This is a genomic window from Massilia atriviolacea (assembly GCF_003953935.1).
Lineage (GTDB): Bacteria > Pseudomonadota > Gammaproteobacteria > Burkholderiales > Burkholderiaceae_D > Telluria_A > Telluria_A atriviolacea.
Genome location: NZ_RXLQ01000035.1, coordinates 1 through 18023 on the forward strand (window position 1 = coordinate 1; position 18023 = coordinate 18023).

Below are 18023 nucleotides of genomic sequence, written 5' to 3' on the forward strand. Positions count from 1 at the left end.
TGACTGATCGAGCGCAACCCTACAAAGTGCTGGAAACTCAGACGGTCGAGTAACTGGAATTCCATCTATTCGTCGCTCAGCTTAAACAACTGCTGGATCGGCAAAAGGCGAACCATCAATTCGGTTGGGAACGAGGGACGACCGCCGCGCTCGCAGCTACGGCGCGGTCCACTTCATCGGCCAACGCTGCGAAGTCGACTTGCTTCTCCATCACCTGCAGTGCATCACCCAGCTTGTTCAGCTTGGCTTCGCGCTTCTGGTCGGCAAACAGACTGGTTTTGATCATGAGGAAAGCGTCAGAATCGGCGGTCCGCCACATGCTATGGACGGGGTAGTTTTTCGACGTACCCAACAAGAGTTCGGCATTGACCGCCAACTAGCCATTCTCGGGCTGGCATCGGATGTTTTCGGAGGCCACCATGGATGCTGGATGCTGGATGTTGGCGGCGGTGGCGATAGTTGAGGCCAACTATGCTTTAGGCGATCTCGTCGATCGTCGTCCTGCGCAGGTCATTCCGTGATTTAGGATGGGAGGCCAGGACCACCAAAAGCCCCCGGACGTCCTCGACGATCCGCAATAGGCGCATGAGGCCGATGAGGGTGGGGCTACTCAAATCGTGCGCCTCGTCGATGAACAGCGGCGCGAGCCGCTTACCATGAGCAAATAAACGGAACCAAATCGTCTCGAAGTGATTTACTTAGTAAAACCACCAATTGTCACAACGTTCTCTGCTGTTGACGAAACTCTTAGTTGCGAACTACCATCCATCATCCGTGGGCAAGCTGCTAATCAAGCCACCCTTTTTTCGCTGAAGTTGTGCGTTCACGTGAGCAAAAAATACCATGCTCATCATGACGCTTGTGATTGCTTGATGGCCTTGTCCAATGCCGCTTTTTAATAACTACAGCAATTTCCTCCAAGGGTGGGTCGCAATGAATGGCTTAGCAGTTAGTGAACCGGGCGCCGCGCTTCCCTCAAGCGCTTGGGTGCGTTTTTTGCGCTCTTACGGTCCCACGCCGAACAACTTGAATCTGTTCGACGAATACATCACTGGCGCGCTTAATCGCGCGAAGGTTGCGCCGATCACCCTGTCGAGTCCGCAACTGGACAAAATAGTCGCTTATGTCAAATCGGGCTCGCCCGGTGGCCTCCTCATCGCCGGCACCGCTGGCGATGGGAAAACCTACCATTGCAGAGGCCTATGGACGGCAGTGGGAGGAACTGCAAAAGCTTGGGGGAGTGCGCAATTAGTTAAGGAATTGGCATTGCCCGACGGGCGTGTGGCAGTTTTCGTCAAGGACCTCAGCGAGTTGCGTGACGAGCAGAGTGATGATGTATTGATGATGCTGGAGCGGTCGGCGTTAGAAGGCGACGATTCCAAATTTGTGGTGATCGCCGCCAACCATGGCCAGATTCTTGAACGGCTGCGCGACTTGGGGCAGAGACAAGGACGCGAGCATCCCCTAAGGAAACCACTGCAAGACGCGTTTTTGAGCGGAGGAAATCCGCCCGGGCGGCTGGCGCTGTTCGATCTGAGTCGCATCGGTCATCGGGATTCTCTAGTTGAAGTCGTTAGAGCCATATCAGAGCACAGCGAATGGACGAATTGTTCATCGTGCTCGCTTCAGGCCGACGGTCGAGTGTGTCCAATTTTTGAGAATCGTCGCCGGTTGCTAGGTGGCAGTGGGGAGGCAGCGTTCGTTCGTCGATTGGGCGACTTGGTGGATATCGCTCGGTTGAATGGATTGCATTTGCCAGTTCGCGACTTGCTGGCGCTGACCGCCAATATGATTCTCGGCCACCCGTTGGCTAAAGAGGGCCTCATGGCTTGCGCGGATATTCTCAAGATACAAGCGGAGGGTTCAGTCGAGCAGGCGTCCCTTTATGGGAACGTGTTCGGCGCGAATTTGCCTTCGCGAAGGGCTTTGGAAAGACCTGTCTTCAAAGCGTTAGCGTCCTTCGGCATCGGCGAGGAGTCGACGAGCCGCGCCGACGGACTGCTCGTCTATGGACACGATGATGGCAAGCTGGCTGAGCCGTTCGCTCGCCTTGTCGCCAGCGATCCGGTTTACGGCGCAACTCCTGGCTTCCTGTCCGCTCTCGAGCGCTATTTGGAAGGCGAGGAGAATGCAAGGTTGGAGAGCGAGACCGATGAGTTCATGGAGCGCTTGGAATCGCAGCGAAGGCGGCTGTTCTTTACCCTGCCTGATGGTGAGGCAGCTTATCCGTTTTGGGGCATGACCGCCTTTAGGTTCGGAGGGGACTATCTGGGCACGATCGCGGCGCTGGCCGAGCGCAAGCCTATTAGCGACAGCGTCCGTTCGCGATTGGTCCGGGGGCTCAACCGCGTCATGACGGGCTTGCTGATCGAGAACACGGACAACATTTTCGTCGCCAGCTCCGGAGGATTTACCCAATCGCGGGTGAGCGTGCTCTGCGACACGGAGGTTCCTGCCAAACGCGACCGCGGGACGGGCATGATGATCAAGCTCGACAAGCAGACGGATCGGGCATGCCTGGACATCGCCTTGGCCCCGGGCGCCGGAAATACCGTTTCCTTTCCATTGTCGCCGGTCCGATTCGAGTTCCTCTGCCGAGTAGCCATGGGCGCTTTGCCGGGGAGCTTTTCCAACGAATGCCTCGAGGACATGCTGGCGTTCAAGGCTAAGTTGCTAAGGAAGGCGGAGGTGATCCTCGACATGCATCCTGCGGAAGAAGACGACGAGGCGGGCATCGAGGACCATTCGATCAAACTGCGGTTCATCGAGATAGAGCAGCACGGCCTCGGATTTTCTCGGCCGGTCACCGTGAGGATCTCCGCGTGAGGAAGAAGATAAAGAATGTCGACTTCGCGGTGGACGAACACATTTGGGGACACCGGCTCTACGACGAACAGCTGCCGCACTTGACGGTGTTGGAGTTTCTTGGCGTGCTTGGCTCGAATACTGCCGCGCCGCTGGCTGGCCCCGGCGATCAAATCCACTATCGGCCGCAGCGGCAAATACGGCTTCGAGCACTCTTATTCAACAATCCATTCGTGGAATCCATTCGTGAGCGGCCGATTTCGGACGAGGAAAAGTGGCGAGAGTGGATGGATCGCTTTGAAGAGGATTCCACTAAGCTTGGCGACCAGGACATGGGATACCTGAGAGCAATTTTCGCTAGCTTTGACGATTTCGCCAAAGCTATCGAGCTCCTGCGCTCCTCTGCCTTCGAGGCTAGAAGCAACAAGCGTTGGAGTTCCAAGTTCGTATTCCCTTTCGGGCCCGACGCGTTGTATGAAGATTTGCGCATCGACGCCAAAGGCGGCGCGTCCAACGACAGGAGGTTTTTCGCGCGCACAGGCGAATTGCTCTATTTGATGCTTTCCCGCGCAAATCGTGGACCAGAGCTAGGAGCCAAACTGGTCGAACGACTCTTCGATTCAAACAAGACGATGAATAGGCTGGTGAAGGCGATGCAAGGCGAAGCGCAACTGGTCGATGCGGCTCGGGATGTGGGGCCTCTACCCTACGAAAGCCATCCAAGATTTGACCAGATGTGCGAAGATTGGCTCGCCATCCTGTCGAGGGACATGCCCGTCTACGACGCCCTCGAACATTTGATCGTCAACGCTGGGCTCAACTTGCTGCTGTATTTCCTCGAGTGCGCGAAGACGGTCGCGGGGGACGCCGACCCGGTAGAAATCGTATGTGAAATCGTTGCCCAGAGAACGAGGGTCCGCGCGCTGTCAGGAGACTCTTATCACGCGAACCAAGCGCTTTCCGTGAGGGCTATTCGGGCGGAGGTCGAGAGCGTCAAGCTCGACCCACGGTGGGACGCGGCCATGCAGTCGAATAGCTTGGAGGTTGGCTGCGTGGAATTGATGCGCGAAATGTTTCAATGGCCCACCGACGACGATGACGACAAGGAGTATTTGAACCTTCGGGGGGACGAACTCGTGGCGAAACTGGTCGAGAAGGCCGAGTCTCGCCATGAGCAGCACGTGGGCAAGATCCATGCGACGTGGTCGAAATCCATCGGATTGAGTTCGCGGCGGCTATCGCGAAGAAACCGCTATGCGCCGAACGACCGACTGCTTAAAACTCTGGTGGTCACGATCGTAGATACCCGCATGCAGTTCGACGAATTTCTCAGCGAGGCGAAGCGGCGATATGGCATCGTGATCGGCGACGTCGAAGGGGCTCGGCTCGTGTTGGAAAAGCGGGTAGATCAAGAAGCTCTCAGCGACAATCGCAGAAATCTCGAAACGCGCCTGGTCGGCCTTGGGTTGGTCCGTCGGCTCTCCGACTCGTGCTCTTTTGTTGAAAATCCATTTAGCTCCCAGGGGGATGAATAATGCTGGCCGATCGCATCATTGGCCGCGTTGGCGCCGATATTCTCGCCGAACGGCTGCCCAACTCGCGGCACGCAGACGGCCGGCTCTTTGACACGGCAGCTCTTTTCAGGCTCGATAAACTCTCATCCGCCCAAATTGCTTCGGTCGCTCGCGAAATTCTGGCCAATCCTCCGTTGTTGGCGCGGATAGACCTTCGCATCCCTGCGTCTTTGGTCGAAGGACAAGGATTGCCCGAAGACGCTTTGACGACCATGAACGCGGGGGCCGTCCGGAACGCCGGGACGGCCAAAGAAGCTCTTTTGACCGCCAACGGCAATGAACACAACCTTGCGGACACGCTGGGGCATGTGACGGCGCTCGGAGCCAAGGAATTTCGGGCAAATGAAGGCGCATGGGTCACGGCGACTTGCCATGCCGCAGCGATGACGCCGACGCCTGAAGATCGTGGAGTTTTCAGGGCGGCCCTCAAGGGTTTGATTTCGACGTCAGACTTGTCGCTGGACCAGCTCGCGGACTTTTGCTCGATGGTGAGCGCAGGTTCAACCGTCCAAGGCCTCGCCGTGAGGGATGCTTTGGGCTGGGCGCTGCCATGCGTTGGGCTACCCCGGGACACGTCTTTATTCTCAAACGCTAAAACCTTTGGCCAGGCTGTCGGACCTTGGAAGAAGGCGTTCGACAAGCTCTTCGCGAACCGCGCTCCGCTTTTGGCTCGGCTGCGACCGAACGGCCAGCCATTGGATCCGGAGGAAATGCATCAGAGGCTGACGGAAAATACCGATGTGATCGACGAGAGCGTCCGCGTCGCTTTGGAAGCATTCATCGACGCGCCGTTCGGAGCGGACGAGCGAACCTTGAACGCCATTGCACTGCTCGAATGGGAGCGAGACGGAGTCCACCTGATATTCGACAAGCCCCGCGTTCAACAACGTGGCTTGGCCGACGCCACATTGCATTTCTTCGACAACCAATGCGCCGACGACGACGTTCTCGACGCGCGTTGGCGCAAACATTTGGATGAGTTGCGTGCTCGCGAACGTCGGACCGATTGGGTCGAGGACGATGACGAGGCATTCTTTGAGCTTCACCGTCGCTATTTGGAGCAGGACAAGTCCCTCCATGGCCGTTGGGAGAAGGCCATCTTCGGGAAGGCGATTGAATGCCATGACTTCCTCGATGGATTTACCGATGTCGCCTATCGGCTTGTGTCGGGGGCAGGGGACACCGGAAAAGAGCGCATCCTGCGCTTCACCGTCACGAAAGGGCGCAAAGAGTGGCGCGAGCGATTCAATCATGACGTAGGAGCCTATTTCTCCTCGATGTATCGTGGTATTAAGGAGCTCATGGGCGCCAAGGTCGACTGGAAAGTCGAGCGCATGCGGAACGCCAATCTGCCCGATCCCTTGTTTCAATATCCGGCGTTCTTTGCCCGTGAATTGGAACTGCAAGGGAAGATCAAGCCGTGCGCTTCGCTGGCCAAAGCTGCGACCCAAATAAAATTCGAGGTGGCCTTGGTCGAGTGTCCGGGCGAACGCGAAAAAATCCTGGACAAGACTCAACTCGTTTGGAACTACCGCCCAGATTCCATTGGCCTATCGTTGGTCGAAGATATGCTGCGACTCAAAGAAAAAGGATCTGTTGGTCGTTCGGAGGTTCCGCGTCGCGTGGTCAGCAAGAAAGGGGGAGTCCAAAGCGTTTCGCTACTGGACACGTCGACCTTGGAGGCGACCTATTCTCGCGATGCCGGGTCGCTCGTGCCTCAAGTGGCTAAGCTGGTCAACCTTCGCCATCAAATCAAGCAAAGCATCAACGAACTTGCTGCCGAGGACCGGATCACCGCAGAACAGAAGACGGAGATTAGGACCGCGTGGGATGCGTTCGAGGAAGACTACATCAAGGCGTTCGACGACTTCATTGGCGTCGGACTTCATGGCGAGGCCGTGCTCAGGCAAGCTGAGTCTTTTGCTGCGCTTCTGCGAACCTTGGCGACCCATGCGCGGGGCGACGTCTGTCGCTCCAAGCTGGTCGCCGCCGTGCTTACGATTGGGACCGTGACGGTGCTCGGCGAGCAGCCGTGCCTCATCATTCCGCCGTGGCATCCCGAGCGGATGAAGGCGTTGGCGGTAAAGACGCGTCGCGTCGCTGGACTGGTCACTCATATTCTCGGAAACCGAAACGTCCTCTTCGGAGACCGTGGCATATTCTTCCGCGAGTTCTCCGAGGAGCTTGCCCATCCCTTCTATCCCGAGATCGCCGTGGCCCAACGCGGGGGCTCCCCGCTCCTTCTTACCGAATGCAGCACTGTCAACGGATACAGTCTTTTCGAAGAGCCTGTGCGAGGCGGTGACGAGGCGATGACCGACGTTGATCCAGCGGCGGCGGCCAAGCAGGTGCGCGAGCTGCTCGAACGCTATATCGGCTTGCAGCCACACGAGGCGAGCAATCTAAGCGTCCTGCTATATAACGCCGATGCTGCTGAGCTGCCGTTGGCCGTAGTGAGAGAGCTTTCGAATATGCAGGCGGAGACGGGTTTCCAATGCAGCATCTCTGTTCGGCACCGCGACCCGGCCAAGCTCCGCCGAGTTTACGCGGAGCTGGTCAACAAGTCCGGCGACGACCCCGACTTGCCAATCGTGAGCGAGACTTCGGACAATTTCATTTCAAAGCTGCGAATATCGGTCTCGCCGTCCTCGGTCACTCCGATCGCTGCGGATGACGGTTTCCGGGCCTTCGATGTGGCGTTCCTCCATGATGTGGTGTCGCGAACGGCGCGCGTGGAATGGATTCCGGTGGAGTGGACCAATGAGCGTCCAAGCTTGGAACATGCCCCGTCGAGATGGTCCTACCGCAGCGTATCCGGTGAGAATGAGCTCAAATCGACGACTTTTCTGACGTGCCCGAGGCAGACCGCGTCGGGATGGGCGTATGTCTCGGCAGTCGCATCGGTGGTTCGACAGACGGACGCTCGGGAGGGCGCTTTGTTTTTGCCTGCCCGCCGAATTTCGCTTCAAAATGAAGCGCTCAGCGGAACGATGACCGATGCCCACGCTTTGGCGGAATGGGTGGCGACCTACGACGAGCTGCTCGATAAGCGGCAGCTACAGGCGAACGGGGTGACAGTAGTTCGCTATCGTAGGTCCTCCACGAATGGCCGAAACATGATTGTTAGCTCGACCTCCGAACTGCGCCTTCTCGGCGTGCTCGCGCGCCGAAGGCTCACTGAACTCGGGCTGCCGTTCACGCCGCAAGAATACGATGCGGTCGCGTCGCGCATGAAGAAAGATGCCCTGTCCGTGTCCGGCGACATCGTGCTTCGGGCGGCAAAGCGAGGAGTGTCCGCCGGAGAGATGGTCGGCTTGGTCCTGAGTCGATATATGCTCGAACACGAATTCAAAGGCATCGTCGCGAAGTCGCGCCAGTCGTTCAGCGTCTTTTTTCTTCTCGACGACTATGCGGGCTGGCTCGCGCAGAAGGAAAACCGCATTGCCGACATTCTCGGCCTCTGCGTGGAGGAACGGGACGACGGACCTCATCTCCATGTGGCGGTGGTGGAGTGCAAATATGTGGGCGCCGCCGGGTTCGCCGAAGCTCGGAAATCGTCCAAGGCGCAGCTTATGGCGACGTTGTCGACCTTTCGGACTGCGCTCTTCGGTCATCCGGGCCGCTTGGATCGCGATGTATGGCTCTCGAGGTTGGCCGACATGCTGATCGATGCGAACATCCCGCCAGGCTCCTCAGGGCTGCTTGAACGCGCGCGGTCAAGCCTAAAAGATGGAGCGGCCAAGATTTCCTTGAGAGGCTATTCGCACGTATTCGTGCATACCGCCGACGCTGGGATGTCCCGTTCGGCGTCCGAACAGGTGCTCGTCGATTCAACCGAAGGAATCCAAGCGTGGCAAGAAGTTTTTGATCGGACCGAACTGCGGTCGCTGGTCGAGATTTATGCACGCAAGGGCAATCCGGCATCCGTTCGATCGAAGCTTGGCCCTGAGGATCCATGGGCGACTGCGGCGACGCGACCACCTGCAGACCGGGTTGCATGGACCTTCACGATGGAGCAGTTGGCGGGTGGAGACGAAATTGGGCGGCAAAGTGTAGATGACACCACGGAATCTGGCATCGTAGGCGGCAACGACGTTTCTGATCAGTCGGCCGCGTCTCACCAACCGGATGCTGCTCGCCTGGAAGCGCTTGAACTCCAATTTCAACGAGGCCAACGCATCGACAAGGAGGATGCGAACGCCTCGGTGGCTTTGGACAGCACCCATTTCGGTCGTCTCGTGACCGCGCGAGCTGCAGCCCAGGCCGGCGCGGTCGACGAAAGAGAGGCGTGGGCCGACGAATCGACCCGCAAACTTAAAGCTGCGCTTAACAGCTACGGTTTGCAGTCCACGGTGCTGGGCACTCGCCTGACGCCAAACGGCTGCTTGGTAAGGCTGGCAGGTTCGGACAAGTTGCGCGTCGAGGACGTCGAAGCCAAGAGAACGCAATTGCTGACGACGCATTCGATCGAACTTGTGACGGTGCAGCCCAAACCCGGGGAGATCGTCGTCACGATCGCCGCGGAAAAGCGGAAGTCTGTCTCGCTATGGGATTTGTGGGCCCGCCGCGTCCTCAACAGAAATGTGGCCGGCATCAACACATCGTTCGTGCTTGGCCTCCAAGAAATCAACGGATCGATTCTCTACCTGAATTTGGGTTCCGAGTTCGCGGGCCTGTCCAGCCACGAACCTCATTCCTTGGTGGCGGGGGGCACTGGTAGCGGGAAGTCGGTTCTGATCCAAGCGATCATGCTCGATATAGCTGCGACGAATCCGAAGGAGCTTGCCCACATTGTGTTGATCGATCCGAAAATGGGTGTAGACTACTCCGCGCTGGACGAGTTGCCCCACATGCGGGAACCCATCGTCACCACGAAGGAACGGGCGACCGAAGTGCTCAAGGAATTGGTCGAGGAGATGGAGAAAAGATACCGGACTTTCGCCCCCGCCCGTGCCCGCGATTTGACGACGTTCAACGCGAAAGCTACCCCCGAGGACAAGCTGCCGATGGTGTTCTTGGTGCATGACGAATTCGCTGATTGGATGTTGGATGACGCCTATAAGGCGGCGGTCGGCACGGCAGTGCAGCGCTTGGGTGTCAAGGCCCGTGCGGCTGGGATCCATCTGCTTTTTGCGGCGCAGCGGCCAGATAAAGACGTCATGCCTATGCAGTTGCGAGAGAACCTGGGAAATCGCCTCATTTTAAAAGTCGCCAGCGAAGCGACTTCCAAGATCGCGCTCGACCGTCCAGGTGCTGAACTGCTTCTTGGGAAGGGACACCTCGCCGCCAAGCTAAATGGTGAGCAGGGTTTAGTATTCGCCCAAGCGCCTTTTCTGAGCGACGACGACATAACACTGGCGGTCGAGGCTATTCGCCGTGACAACCCCTAACCGCACGGAGGACTGCATGAAAAGATGGAATTCCAGCCCACACCCGATTTCCGATATTCGTGATTGGCAACGCTCGGGCAGGCTCGAAATTCGACCCGCTTTCCAGCGTCATGAAGTTTGGAGCGATGCTGCGAAAGTCATGCTTATGGACACAATCCTTAGAGCGATTCCGATGCCAAAGGCTTTCGTTTCTTCTGCAATTCGTGAAGGACAGGTGTATAGAACAGTCATCGATGGTCAGCAGCGGATCAGTTCAATTCTCGGTTTTTTGGACAACAAGTTCGCACTGGAAAGCCCCTACAGGGGGGAACATGAGGGCCTCACTTTCTCACAGATGCCTGAAGAAGTTCGCAACGAATTTTTGCAATACAGCATCGATTTTAATGAGGCTATCGGGTTCTCGGACGACGAGCTTAGGGAGACTTATTCCCGGTTGAATAAATATGCGATCGCATTGACCAAGCAGGAGCTGAGGCGAGCAGATTATCCTGGGGCATTTCTGGAACTGGCAGAAAGTTTGGCTGCACACGAATTTTTGGAAACGGGGAGAGTATTTAGTGTGGCCAATCGCCGACGTTTTGCCGATGTTGAGTTTGTCTCTGAACTTGTGGCCGGGCTGCTGGCCGGGCCACAGGAAAAACGTGAAGCTCTCGATTCGTACTACCTTAAATACACGACTTGGGAAAAGAATGAAGTCGAGGCCGTCGAAGCGCGTTTTCTCGCCTGCTTGAACGACTTGGCTTCTCTATTTCCACCAGGACGACCAATCAACTCTATGCGGTTCAAACAGAAATCTGATTTTTATTCCCTTCTGCTAGCAATTGACGAGCTCCGCGCCGAAGGTGGCTCGCTTGATGGAATAAGCGTTGAGGAGTTGAGGATGGACCTGCGAATTCTTGACTTCTTGATCGAACCAGAATCAGCCGCATCGGATTGTCGCGACTATGCAATCAAATGTGTCTCACAGGCCAACACTTACGGTAGCCGTCGGTGGCGCATGGATTTCTTAAAAGTCATTCTAAGCGGTTCCTACTTTCGCAGACCGCCGATCGGCGATGGAGCAACCCTTGTTTACCGAATAGCAACCGGCGACCATGGTCCATTTGGAGAGCCCGCGGTTAATTTCTGCGGAGTTTGTGATGCTGAGGTGACAAGAGGCCAAGTCCAAGAGGTAGGATGGAGAAAAGACAGCCAGGTATTCCAAATTCACAATGTGAGTCGCCTACACGCTGAATGCGTAAATCGGGACGAATGGTATGTGATTTCCGCTCCGAGCAGTGACGTCTCGCTCACGTTTGCTCACACGCAAGTTCAATCTTCTCTTATTTGATATGCAAGCCGAATATATCGACGTTCTCTTCGGGAAGCGCGGATTTAAAGTGCCCTCGAAAGTGAAAGGATCAGACGGCCATGTCTATGTGGTTGAAGAGCAAATCGGCTCTGGGGGCAACGCGGTTGTTTGCCAGTGCACAGATGAGCGCGACGGGATGATTTACGCCATCAAATTTCTGGCTCATACAAGGGACGTAAACCGATTGCCGCGTTTCCAGTTGGAGACGCGATTGATCGAAAAACTTACCCATGCTCGGCACGATCACCTCATCAAATTTATGGCAAGCGGAGAAGCGCAGAGTCATTATTTCGACCCTAAACGGCGGCAGAATGTTCCATTTACGATGCCGTTTTTTGTCATGGAGCGAGCCACGATGACGCTTCGAAGCTTTCTTGCCTCCTCGCCTGGGCCGGTCGCACAAGAAATATATAACGCTCAATTTCGCGGACTTGTAGGAGCACTCGAACTATTGCATGAACATGCTATTCATCGAGACATCAAGCCGGAGAATATTTTGGTCGTTGGCGAACGATGGGCGATCAGCGACTTTGGCCTATGCGAGCCAGTTGAGGATGTTGCGGAGAAGGATCTTACTCGAGCTGGGGAAATCCCTGGGCCGCGTTTTTGGCTATCACCGGAGGCGAACAATCGTTCAGTTGGTTTGCAGGAATCAATATCCGCGGCTTCTGATGTATTCCAGTTAGCTGCAGTTTTTTGGTGGGTCGTCACACGTCGACATCCGAGCGGAATCTTAACCCGCGAGGACTGGACCGGCGCCGAGAGGCTCTATGGCCCAATTTCCACGGGCCTGCAGCATTCGCTAAGTAGACGCTACCAGGGTGCCAAACAGTTCAGCGAAGCTGTTATTGCTGCTATCGACGACTTAGTGCAGGCTTGACGACGAATCACTTGTGGCAAACTACGCACGCCCCATTGCCCTCGTCGTCCCCGTAGAGGTCGTCTATGTCATCGATGGTATCCACTGGACGTAGTGGATTTATCGGTCTGCTTGCTAGGTCACGCTGCTTGCGGCGTTCGAAATCAGTGACAATTTGGATGACGCGCGCCGGCTTTTCCAGTTCATCTAATGATTCTCCTTGGGTCCAGGTGAACGGAGATCCGTGTTCGAGCGCGTTTTTTTCGTATTGTTTAGCCTCCTCGAATCGGTCCGGATGTCGCTCTTTGAGCCGCACCCATTCAATCTTTTGTTGGAAAAAGCAGAATGTGCATCCGCTTCGTGAGCGCCAATCGTAATACTTCGGAATGCCTACTCCCGACGATTCAAGGATGTCCATCACCGCCGTCTTGTCGATCCCCGCTTCCCGAAATGGAAGGCGGACTTTCAAGTTCTCGTGCTTGGATGTGTAGCCTTCGCGATACTCCTCATCGGCGCGTATCGCAACGTAAGAAGTGACCGTGTCGCCGGCGGCCAGCATAGGCTTTATCCATTGTTCGAATGGCGCAAGCTTCAACTGCCTGGTGCACCAACGTGTCTGAGCGGAAGGGAGGAAATGCTTGTATTCGCGCAGCCAGAAATCGAAGTCGCGTCGGGGATTCAACTTGGCGATGGGCTGCCCTAAAAACCCCTCTAGGCGCCCTAGGAACTCATATACCTCAGGCAACTCCTTGCCGGTGTCGGTAAAGAAGTATTCGACTTCCAGTTCAGGATAGTTTTGGCGAACGAAGACGGCAAGGGCGGCGCTGTCCTTCCCGCCCGATATTCCGAGAACATGCTTTTCAGCCATGAGACTTCTCCATTCTCGCGTCGTCTGCAAGGGTTAAACGCATGCCGGCTTTAGCCAAGGCAGCGAGCAATATTTCGGTGCTATGGCCTTCGGCCATCAAGGTGGATGCTAGTCTTTCAGCCATCGACTCTACAGCGTCGCGGTGCCGATCGGGGATGGAAAACGAGCGTGAGACCGTGCGCGTTTCAGCTCCGGCTCCTATGACGACGGCAAAGGCCTCGCTCGTCGGGACCCGACCTTTTACCGACGCGAATGCTTCGGCCTGCCTAAAGCGAAGCGCCGCTTGGGCGATGTCCAAAAGGGCGTGGTCGATATCGCGATCGTTCCAGTCGCGCGCAGGCTTGTTGGCTGCGAGGCTCAGAATTCCTTCGATGCTTTCCTTGCTTCCGTCATACTTAGCCAATCGAGTTGCGAAAGCGTCCTGACGCAAATCGCCGGTCACTCCGGTCAGCACCTCCGCGCGAGCGCGCAAACGATCCAGTCGGTCTGCCGGCGCATCGAGCGCTTCGAGCATCGTCGCTTGTATCCTTGCTAGCAATTTATCGTAGGCCTGCGCGATTTCCGCAATGGGACTTCTAAGCGATTCGACATACGATTCGCCCCCGTCGTTTTCGAGTAGAGCCGCCAGATCGATGAATAGGACCTTGTGGGGATCGTTCGCCTTGAGCAGCGTGTCGCGCACTTTCCTGGCGATATCGCTAATCGTGTGGGTGCGCTGGCTCCATGCCGGCAGGCCAAGGACCAAGGCGACGAGGCCGCGCGCAGCTTCCAGCGGGTCTCGCGTAGTCGCAGAGGCCCCAACTTCGACAAGGATGTCTGAGATGCCTTCTAAGATTCCCGCTTTTTCTTGATCGATCAAAATCCAGCGAATGGAGAACCGCGACGCGTCTTGAAGGTATTCGTCGATATCCGCATCGGTCACGCGCGGAATGAACATCCCGTCCTTATACAAGGCAAGATTGCCTTTGTGGGTGAGCAGGAATGCTGTGAAGATCACAGGCATGACACCCTTGCGCAATCCGTAAGGAGCGCTTGCCCATAGGGCATGCAGCTCCGGGACCTTTACCCTCGCGTTCGAGTTCTCGAAGAGTTCGCGAGTCGCGTTCCACAGGGGCGCAAACGTCGGGGCGGACTGCTCGTCCGGCGGCAGGAATCGAACAACCCCGTTCGCATCCGGGCGATGCAGGCCTGTAGTTCGAAGCAAGGTTTCGTATAGGCCGCGTTCGGCTGGGTAGCCTTCAATGCCGAGGTTCACTTTCTCTTCGTGATCGAGCATTCGGTAGAGGAGATCGCGGCGGCCTTTTACGCTATTGCTCGAGGGGCTGTCGCGATTCAATAACTCGCTCCACAATTCCGGAGCTGACGGATAGACGGCATCCGCCAAATTCGACGCGATTGGAGACAGGCGCCCCTTTGTCTCAAGCTCATTTTCGCCAGCAATCCATCGTGCATTGGTCACAGCCTCGCGAAGCTGTTCTTCTACCTGGGCTCGAATGGATGAGATCCGCGCATACACTTCGCGTCGGGCGACAGGGTCGCCGTTGAGCTCGTGGCGCGATTGGACGACTTGAAGCGCAAGAAGCTCGGATCCTAGATCTTCGATCTTCGCATGGTTGCGCGGTATGCCAATGACGACGGGCCATGGTCTCATTCTGGAGTGCTCATGGCACAGGCGCAACACCGCTTTGTTGTTCGTGATTGATCCCGGCAGCGCTAAAAGAAATAATCCGAATTCGCCTGCCTCAGGCTTGAACTTCGAGGCGATGCGTTGGATATCTTCCACGCGACAAAGGGCCATGTTCATCCACCGCATCGTGCCCGTCTCGTGATAGTGCCGCTTGGCTATCACAGGGTAAAGATTCGTGAGACTTGAAAGCATGGAGAAGTCGACGCCGGACATGCCCGCCCTCGCTTCCGAAATGGCATTGTCGATGTCGAAATCGCTGCCCTCGAAAACGGACCAAGCGCCGATGTGCTTTTTGAACAGAATCACCCGCCACGCCGACAGCTGCTCTACGGCGGCCTTTACCTGCTCCAGCGTATGGTCGTAGAAAAGTGATTTGAGGACGCTCAGTTCTGCCGCCAACCCAGACCCGTTGCGGAACAGGTCGACAACTGCGATATTCTTGATCAGTTCTACGTGCAACGGATCGGTAGTCCTAGCTTCGGTGCGCTCAACGGCATCCACAGCTTGAGCCCAGCGGTGCCCATCCGGCGACGAGAGGATCGCCGGCTCCAAATTGGCGCGAAGGTAATCCCAATAGTCGTTGGGGCGATACCAAGACGACAGGATCTTTGGCGTTTCCAAATACGAGCGAAATCCAAACGGCTCGACGGATGCCAGGAAACTAAACGTGCTGCGCTCGTTTTGTCCAAATTGCCGTTTCGAGATTGGGCCCAGCAGCGCGGCCATGGCGGGGTGCAGCGGCCAGCATGCTGCCAGGCTGTTGGCGAAGCCTTCTCCAACGGCGGGGCGTTGCGCGCGGATCGAAGCTGCGATCTCAGTGGACGCAGGCATCATCCATTCGGGTGTGATTGTCGATTGAATTGCGCGGCCAATAAGCTCTACAACCTCGTCGCTCGCGGCCACAAGCGGAATATCCGAATACCGTCCTTGGACCTTGACCCAGTCGTCGCGCGAGCCAATTCCGAGGCGCGTCGCGTATTGGCTAAAGGACTGATGTAGGATGCCGACGACGACAATCTTTCCCGCGCTCCGCGCCGCGACCTCCGCCAGTTCTTGGAAAAAATAGACGTCGTCGCCCATGCCTAGGGCAGAGGCTTCGAGGAACTTGCCCATTTCATCGATGATGATCAAAACGCCGTCGTTCGTTTTGGTCTCAGCCGCAGCGCAAATATCTGCTATCAGAGCTGAAGAATTTGTCTTGCGGGCCTCGTTTCCGAGCCCTTGCGCTCGACGCAGGGCTTTTGAAAGCTCGGCCACGACGCTACCGCGTTTGCCGACGATGGGAATCGTCAGCCATCCCTTGGCGCAAGGAAGGGCTTGATCGAATGATGGAATGTTTTGCAGATGCAAAATGTCGCGGGCCTTAGCGCGCAAACCCTTGTCTGCCCCAAGCGCGCTAGCGAACGCAACGGCCAGAGACGATTTTCCGCCGCCGAATGGCCCCGTCCACGTGAATAGCCGTTGATTGCCGTCCACCATTTGCTTAGTCATGCTGTTCAAGACACCCGTCGCCGTTCCATGACAGATGTAGCCATCCAGAGCGTCCACGCGACCAAGATCCATGTCGATGCGGATCGAACGTTGGTAGTGGCGCGAAACCTGAACGATTTCCGAGAGTTTGGCGCTTTTTTTGTTAGGCATAGGCCCTCTCGATCATTCGTTCGCTAAGATTCTTGGTTTTGGCGTTGTCCCGATGAACTTGTTTAAGCCCGGCCGTGTCGGTCCACGTCAGAGCGCCACGGGTGAGGTGTTCCAATCCCAAAAGGCGCTCGGCAATGGAGTCCTCGTCGAGCTTGAATACGCGTCCCGGCGACCCTTCGTTGAATGCGATCTGTTCGAACGCGAGCGAGCTCAGGCCCGGAGCGGCCGAGTCCCAAAAATCCAAAAGAGCGTATACGAACATGCCATCATGCAGTGTGGGTTTGGGGCCTCTGCGGAAGGCGAAATGACCTTTGCGCTCTTCGGCGATGAGTCCTAATTCGCCAAGCATCGGTTCGGCATATTCTTCCGGCGAGCCGCCCGCAGATCGTGGGGCGTAGCCGCGAAGGCACGTGTCTATGTCGCGAGATAAGGTTGCCGGAGCTATTTTCCGCTTGGAGTCCAAGCCACGCGCAAATTCTGCCAATGCGGCTTCAAGCTCTTCGCGCGAGAACATTGGCGTGGTCACATTATTGAAGAGCCACTTCCACGTGGTCGACCGATGCCCTTTACCCGCGAGCCACCAATGCGCATACCAAGCAGTGGTAGGGTTCTCGGAGTAGGGATCCAAGCCACCATCATTTAATATGACGTCCGCCGCTTCAGTGACTCTATAAGCGCCGGGAGGTGCTCCTTCCTCGGTCATCACATTGCACGCCAACGCCCAATGCCGGATTGCGCTAACCATGTTCTTGCCCACGCCAAACTCGGCAATCGCATTGTCATCGGTGAATGTGGACTTCAAAATGATTCCACCAGACTTCGCTTGGTCGTAGGCCTTCTTGAGCCACATTTGACGAAGCGGAAACGTCTCATGCCCCGAAAATTGCCCCGGAGCGTTTTCTGATGTGATTTTTTTCATGCGTCGAATTATAACTGGAGACCTTCGCCAGTGGGTCAAAAGCGTGGTTCGACGGCAAGCGCAGACGTCTACACATGCGGCTATCCATAACTGTATAAGTGTACAGTATTTCTTGAATTTGCACAGATGAAGCGAAGGGTGCAAAAAAATTGTTGCTCGGCGAAGGGACTGCTGTTGCCGTCTGGTGTAGGAAATGGCTGCGTTCGCATCGAGTGGAAATCAGAAACGAGATTTTACCTGCCGTGTAGAGGCGGAGTGAAGATGACATTGAAAGGAGGCGCCGAACGCTACATCCCCGCAGTCATGTAGCATGAGTTTTTGTAACGTAAAACTTTGATGTGAAAGTTGCTTTTTTGGAAGCGCCAACCGAAGAGCACTCGTGCAAGGGAGACTCGCTCATCGTGACAACGTTTGGCTGCGTATTGTGGCGTGCCCGTGCGAGCGGAAGCTGCGGTCCCGTGCTTGGTCGGTTTAGTAGTGACGCCGGGTGGCATCGAAACTGGCGAGCTCGGGAGGTTTTGTGAGAGGTCTGACGCTATGCTATTGATTCCTTTATTAGTAAAACGGCCTGCAAAGCCGTTTAGACGGGTTCGATTCCCGTCCTCGCCTCCAGAAAATCAAGGACTTAGCGTGTTTTTCGCTAGTCTGAACATGTGTCGACCTCCATCAAAACGGAGGTCGACCACACGTCAAAACGGCCTGCAAACGGCCTTAATTCGTTTTACACTCCATCCGCGTCGGATCATGATAGGTCCATGGCCACGATCAAAGTTCTGGCAAGCGGAGCTTTTCAGATCCGTGTTGTCAGTAAACTTCTTCCCCAACCTTTTTATGCAACCGTTGATACGAGGGAGCAGGCAGTCGCATACAGTGACCAGCTGAAGGTGTTGCGCAACGATCAGGCTGCTGCGCTCGTACAGCGCTGCGAT

Annotated in this window: 10 protein-coding genes and 1 tRNA gene; 6 read left to right on the forward strand and 5 right to left on the reverse strand. The window is 56.2% G+C overall.

The genetic code is table 11. From position 1 onward, the window contains the following. Positions 1-65: 65 nt before the first annotated feature. Together EJB06_RS33255 and EJB06_RS30925 are read right to left on the reverse strand one after the other, a co-directional pair. Positions 66-116 (reverse strand): hypothetical protein, encoded by a 51-nt coding sequence (locus EJB06_RS33255; protein WP_370660170.1) that lies wholly within the window; start codon positions 114-116, stop codon positions 66-68. After that, on the reverse strand, positions 116-376 hold the full coding sequence (locus tag EJB06_RS30925) for a hypothetical protein (RefSeq protein WP_126077871.1): 261 nt from the start codon (positions 374-376) through the stop codon (positions 116-118). The genes EJB06_RS33255 and EJB06_RS30925 overlap by 1 nt, the downstream gene beginning before the upstream one ends. 650 nt (positions 377-1026) lie before the next feature. Between EJB06_RS30925 and EJB06_RS30930 the strand changes: the two genes are divergently transcribed. The 5 genes from EJB06_RS30930 to EJB06_RS30950 are packed head-to-tail and all read left to right on the forward strand — an operon-like array spanning position 1027 to position 12000. Beyond that, on the forward strand, positions 1027-2826 hold the full coding sequence (locus EJB06_RS30930) for a hypothetical protein (RefSeq protein WP_229427370.1): 1800 nt from the start codon (positions 1027-1029) through the stop codon (positions 2824-2826). Then, positions 2823-4340 (forward strand): methylation-associated defense system protein MAD7 family protein, encoded by a 1518-nt coding sequence (locus EJB06_RS30935; protein WP_126077873.1) that lies wholly within the window; start codon positions 2823-2825, stop codon positions 4338-4340. The genes EJB06_RS30930 and EJB06_RS30935 overlap by 4 nt, the downstream gene beginning before the upstream one ends. Beyond that, the gene (locus EJB06_RS30940) at positions 4340-9769 is read left to right on the forward strand and encodes an FtsK/SpoIIIE domain-containing protein (protein ID WP_126077874.1); all 5430 of its coding nucleotides are present in this window, start codon (positions 4340-4342) and stop codon (positions 9767-9769) included. The genes EJB06_RS30935 and EJB06_RS30940 overlap by 1 nt, the downstream gene beginning before the upstream one ends. A 16-nt stretch (positions 9770-9785) precedes the next feature. After that, on the forward strand, positions 9786-11099 hold the full coding sequence (locus EJB06_RS30945) for a DUF262 domain-containing protein (protein WP_126077875.1): 1314 nt from the start codon (positions 9786-9788) through the stop codon (positions 11097-11099). Further along, positions 11065-12000: a serine/threonine protein kinase gene (locus tag EJB06_RS30950; protein ID WP_126077876.1), complete on the forward strand. Its 936-nt coding sequence runs from the start codon at positions 11065-11067 to the stop codon at positions 11998-12000. The genes EJB06_RS30945 and EJB06_RS30950 overlap by 35 nt, the downstream gene beginning before the upstream one ends. Before the next feature lie 7 nt (positions 12001-12007). Here EJB06_RS30950 and EJB06_RS30955 read toward each other — a convergent pair whose 3' ends face one another. The 3 genes from EJB06_RS30955 to EJB06_RS30965 are packed head-to-tail and all read right to left on the reverse strand — an operon-like array spanning position 12008 to position 17094. Continuing rightward, on the reverse strand, positions 12008-12847 hold the full coding sequence (locus tag EJB06_RS30955; protein WP_126077877.1) for a phosphoadenosine phosphosulfate reductase family protein: 840 nt from the start codon (positions 12845-12847) through the stop codon (positions 12008-12010). Continuing rightward, positions 12840-16175 carry an ATP-binding protein gene (locus tag EJB06_RS30960; RefSeq protein ID WP_126077878.1) on the reverse strand — a complete coding sequence of 1112 codons (3336 nt, stop codon included), beginning with the start codon at positions 16173-16175 and terminating at the stop codon, positions 12840-12842. Before EJB06_RS30960 ends, EJB06_RS30955 begins: the two co-directional genes overlap by 8 nt. Further along, the gene (locus EJB06_RS30965) at positions 16168-17094 is read right to left on the reverse strand and encodes a DUF4007 family protein (protein WP_126077879.1); all 927 of its coding nucleotides are present in this window, start codon (positions 17092-17094) and stop codon (positions 16168-16170) included. The genes EJB06_RS30960 and EJB06_RS30965 overlap by 8 nt, the downstream gene beginning before the upstream one ends. A 501-nt stretch (positions 17095-17595) precedes the next feature. On the opposite strand from EJB06_RS30965, the gene EJB06_RS32125 reads away from it, so the two are divergent. Then, positions 17596-17706: transfer RNA gene (locus EJB06_RS32125), tRNA-Ser, on the forward strand. Positions 17707-18023: the final 317 nt, after the last annotated feature.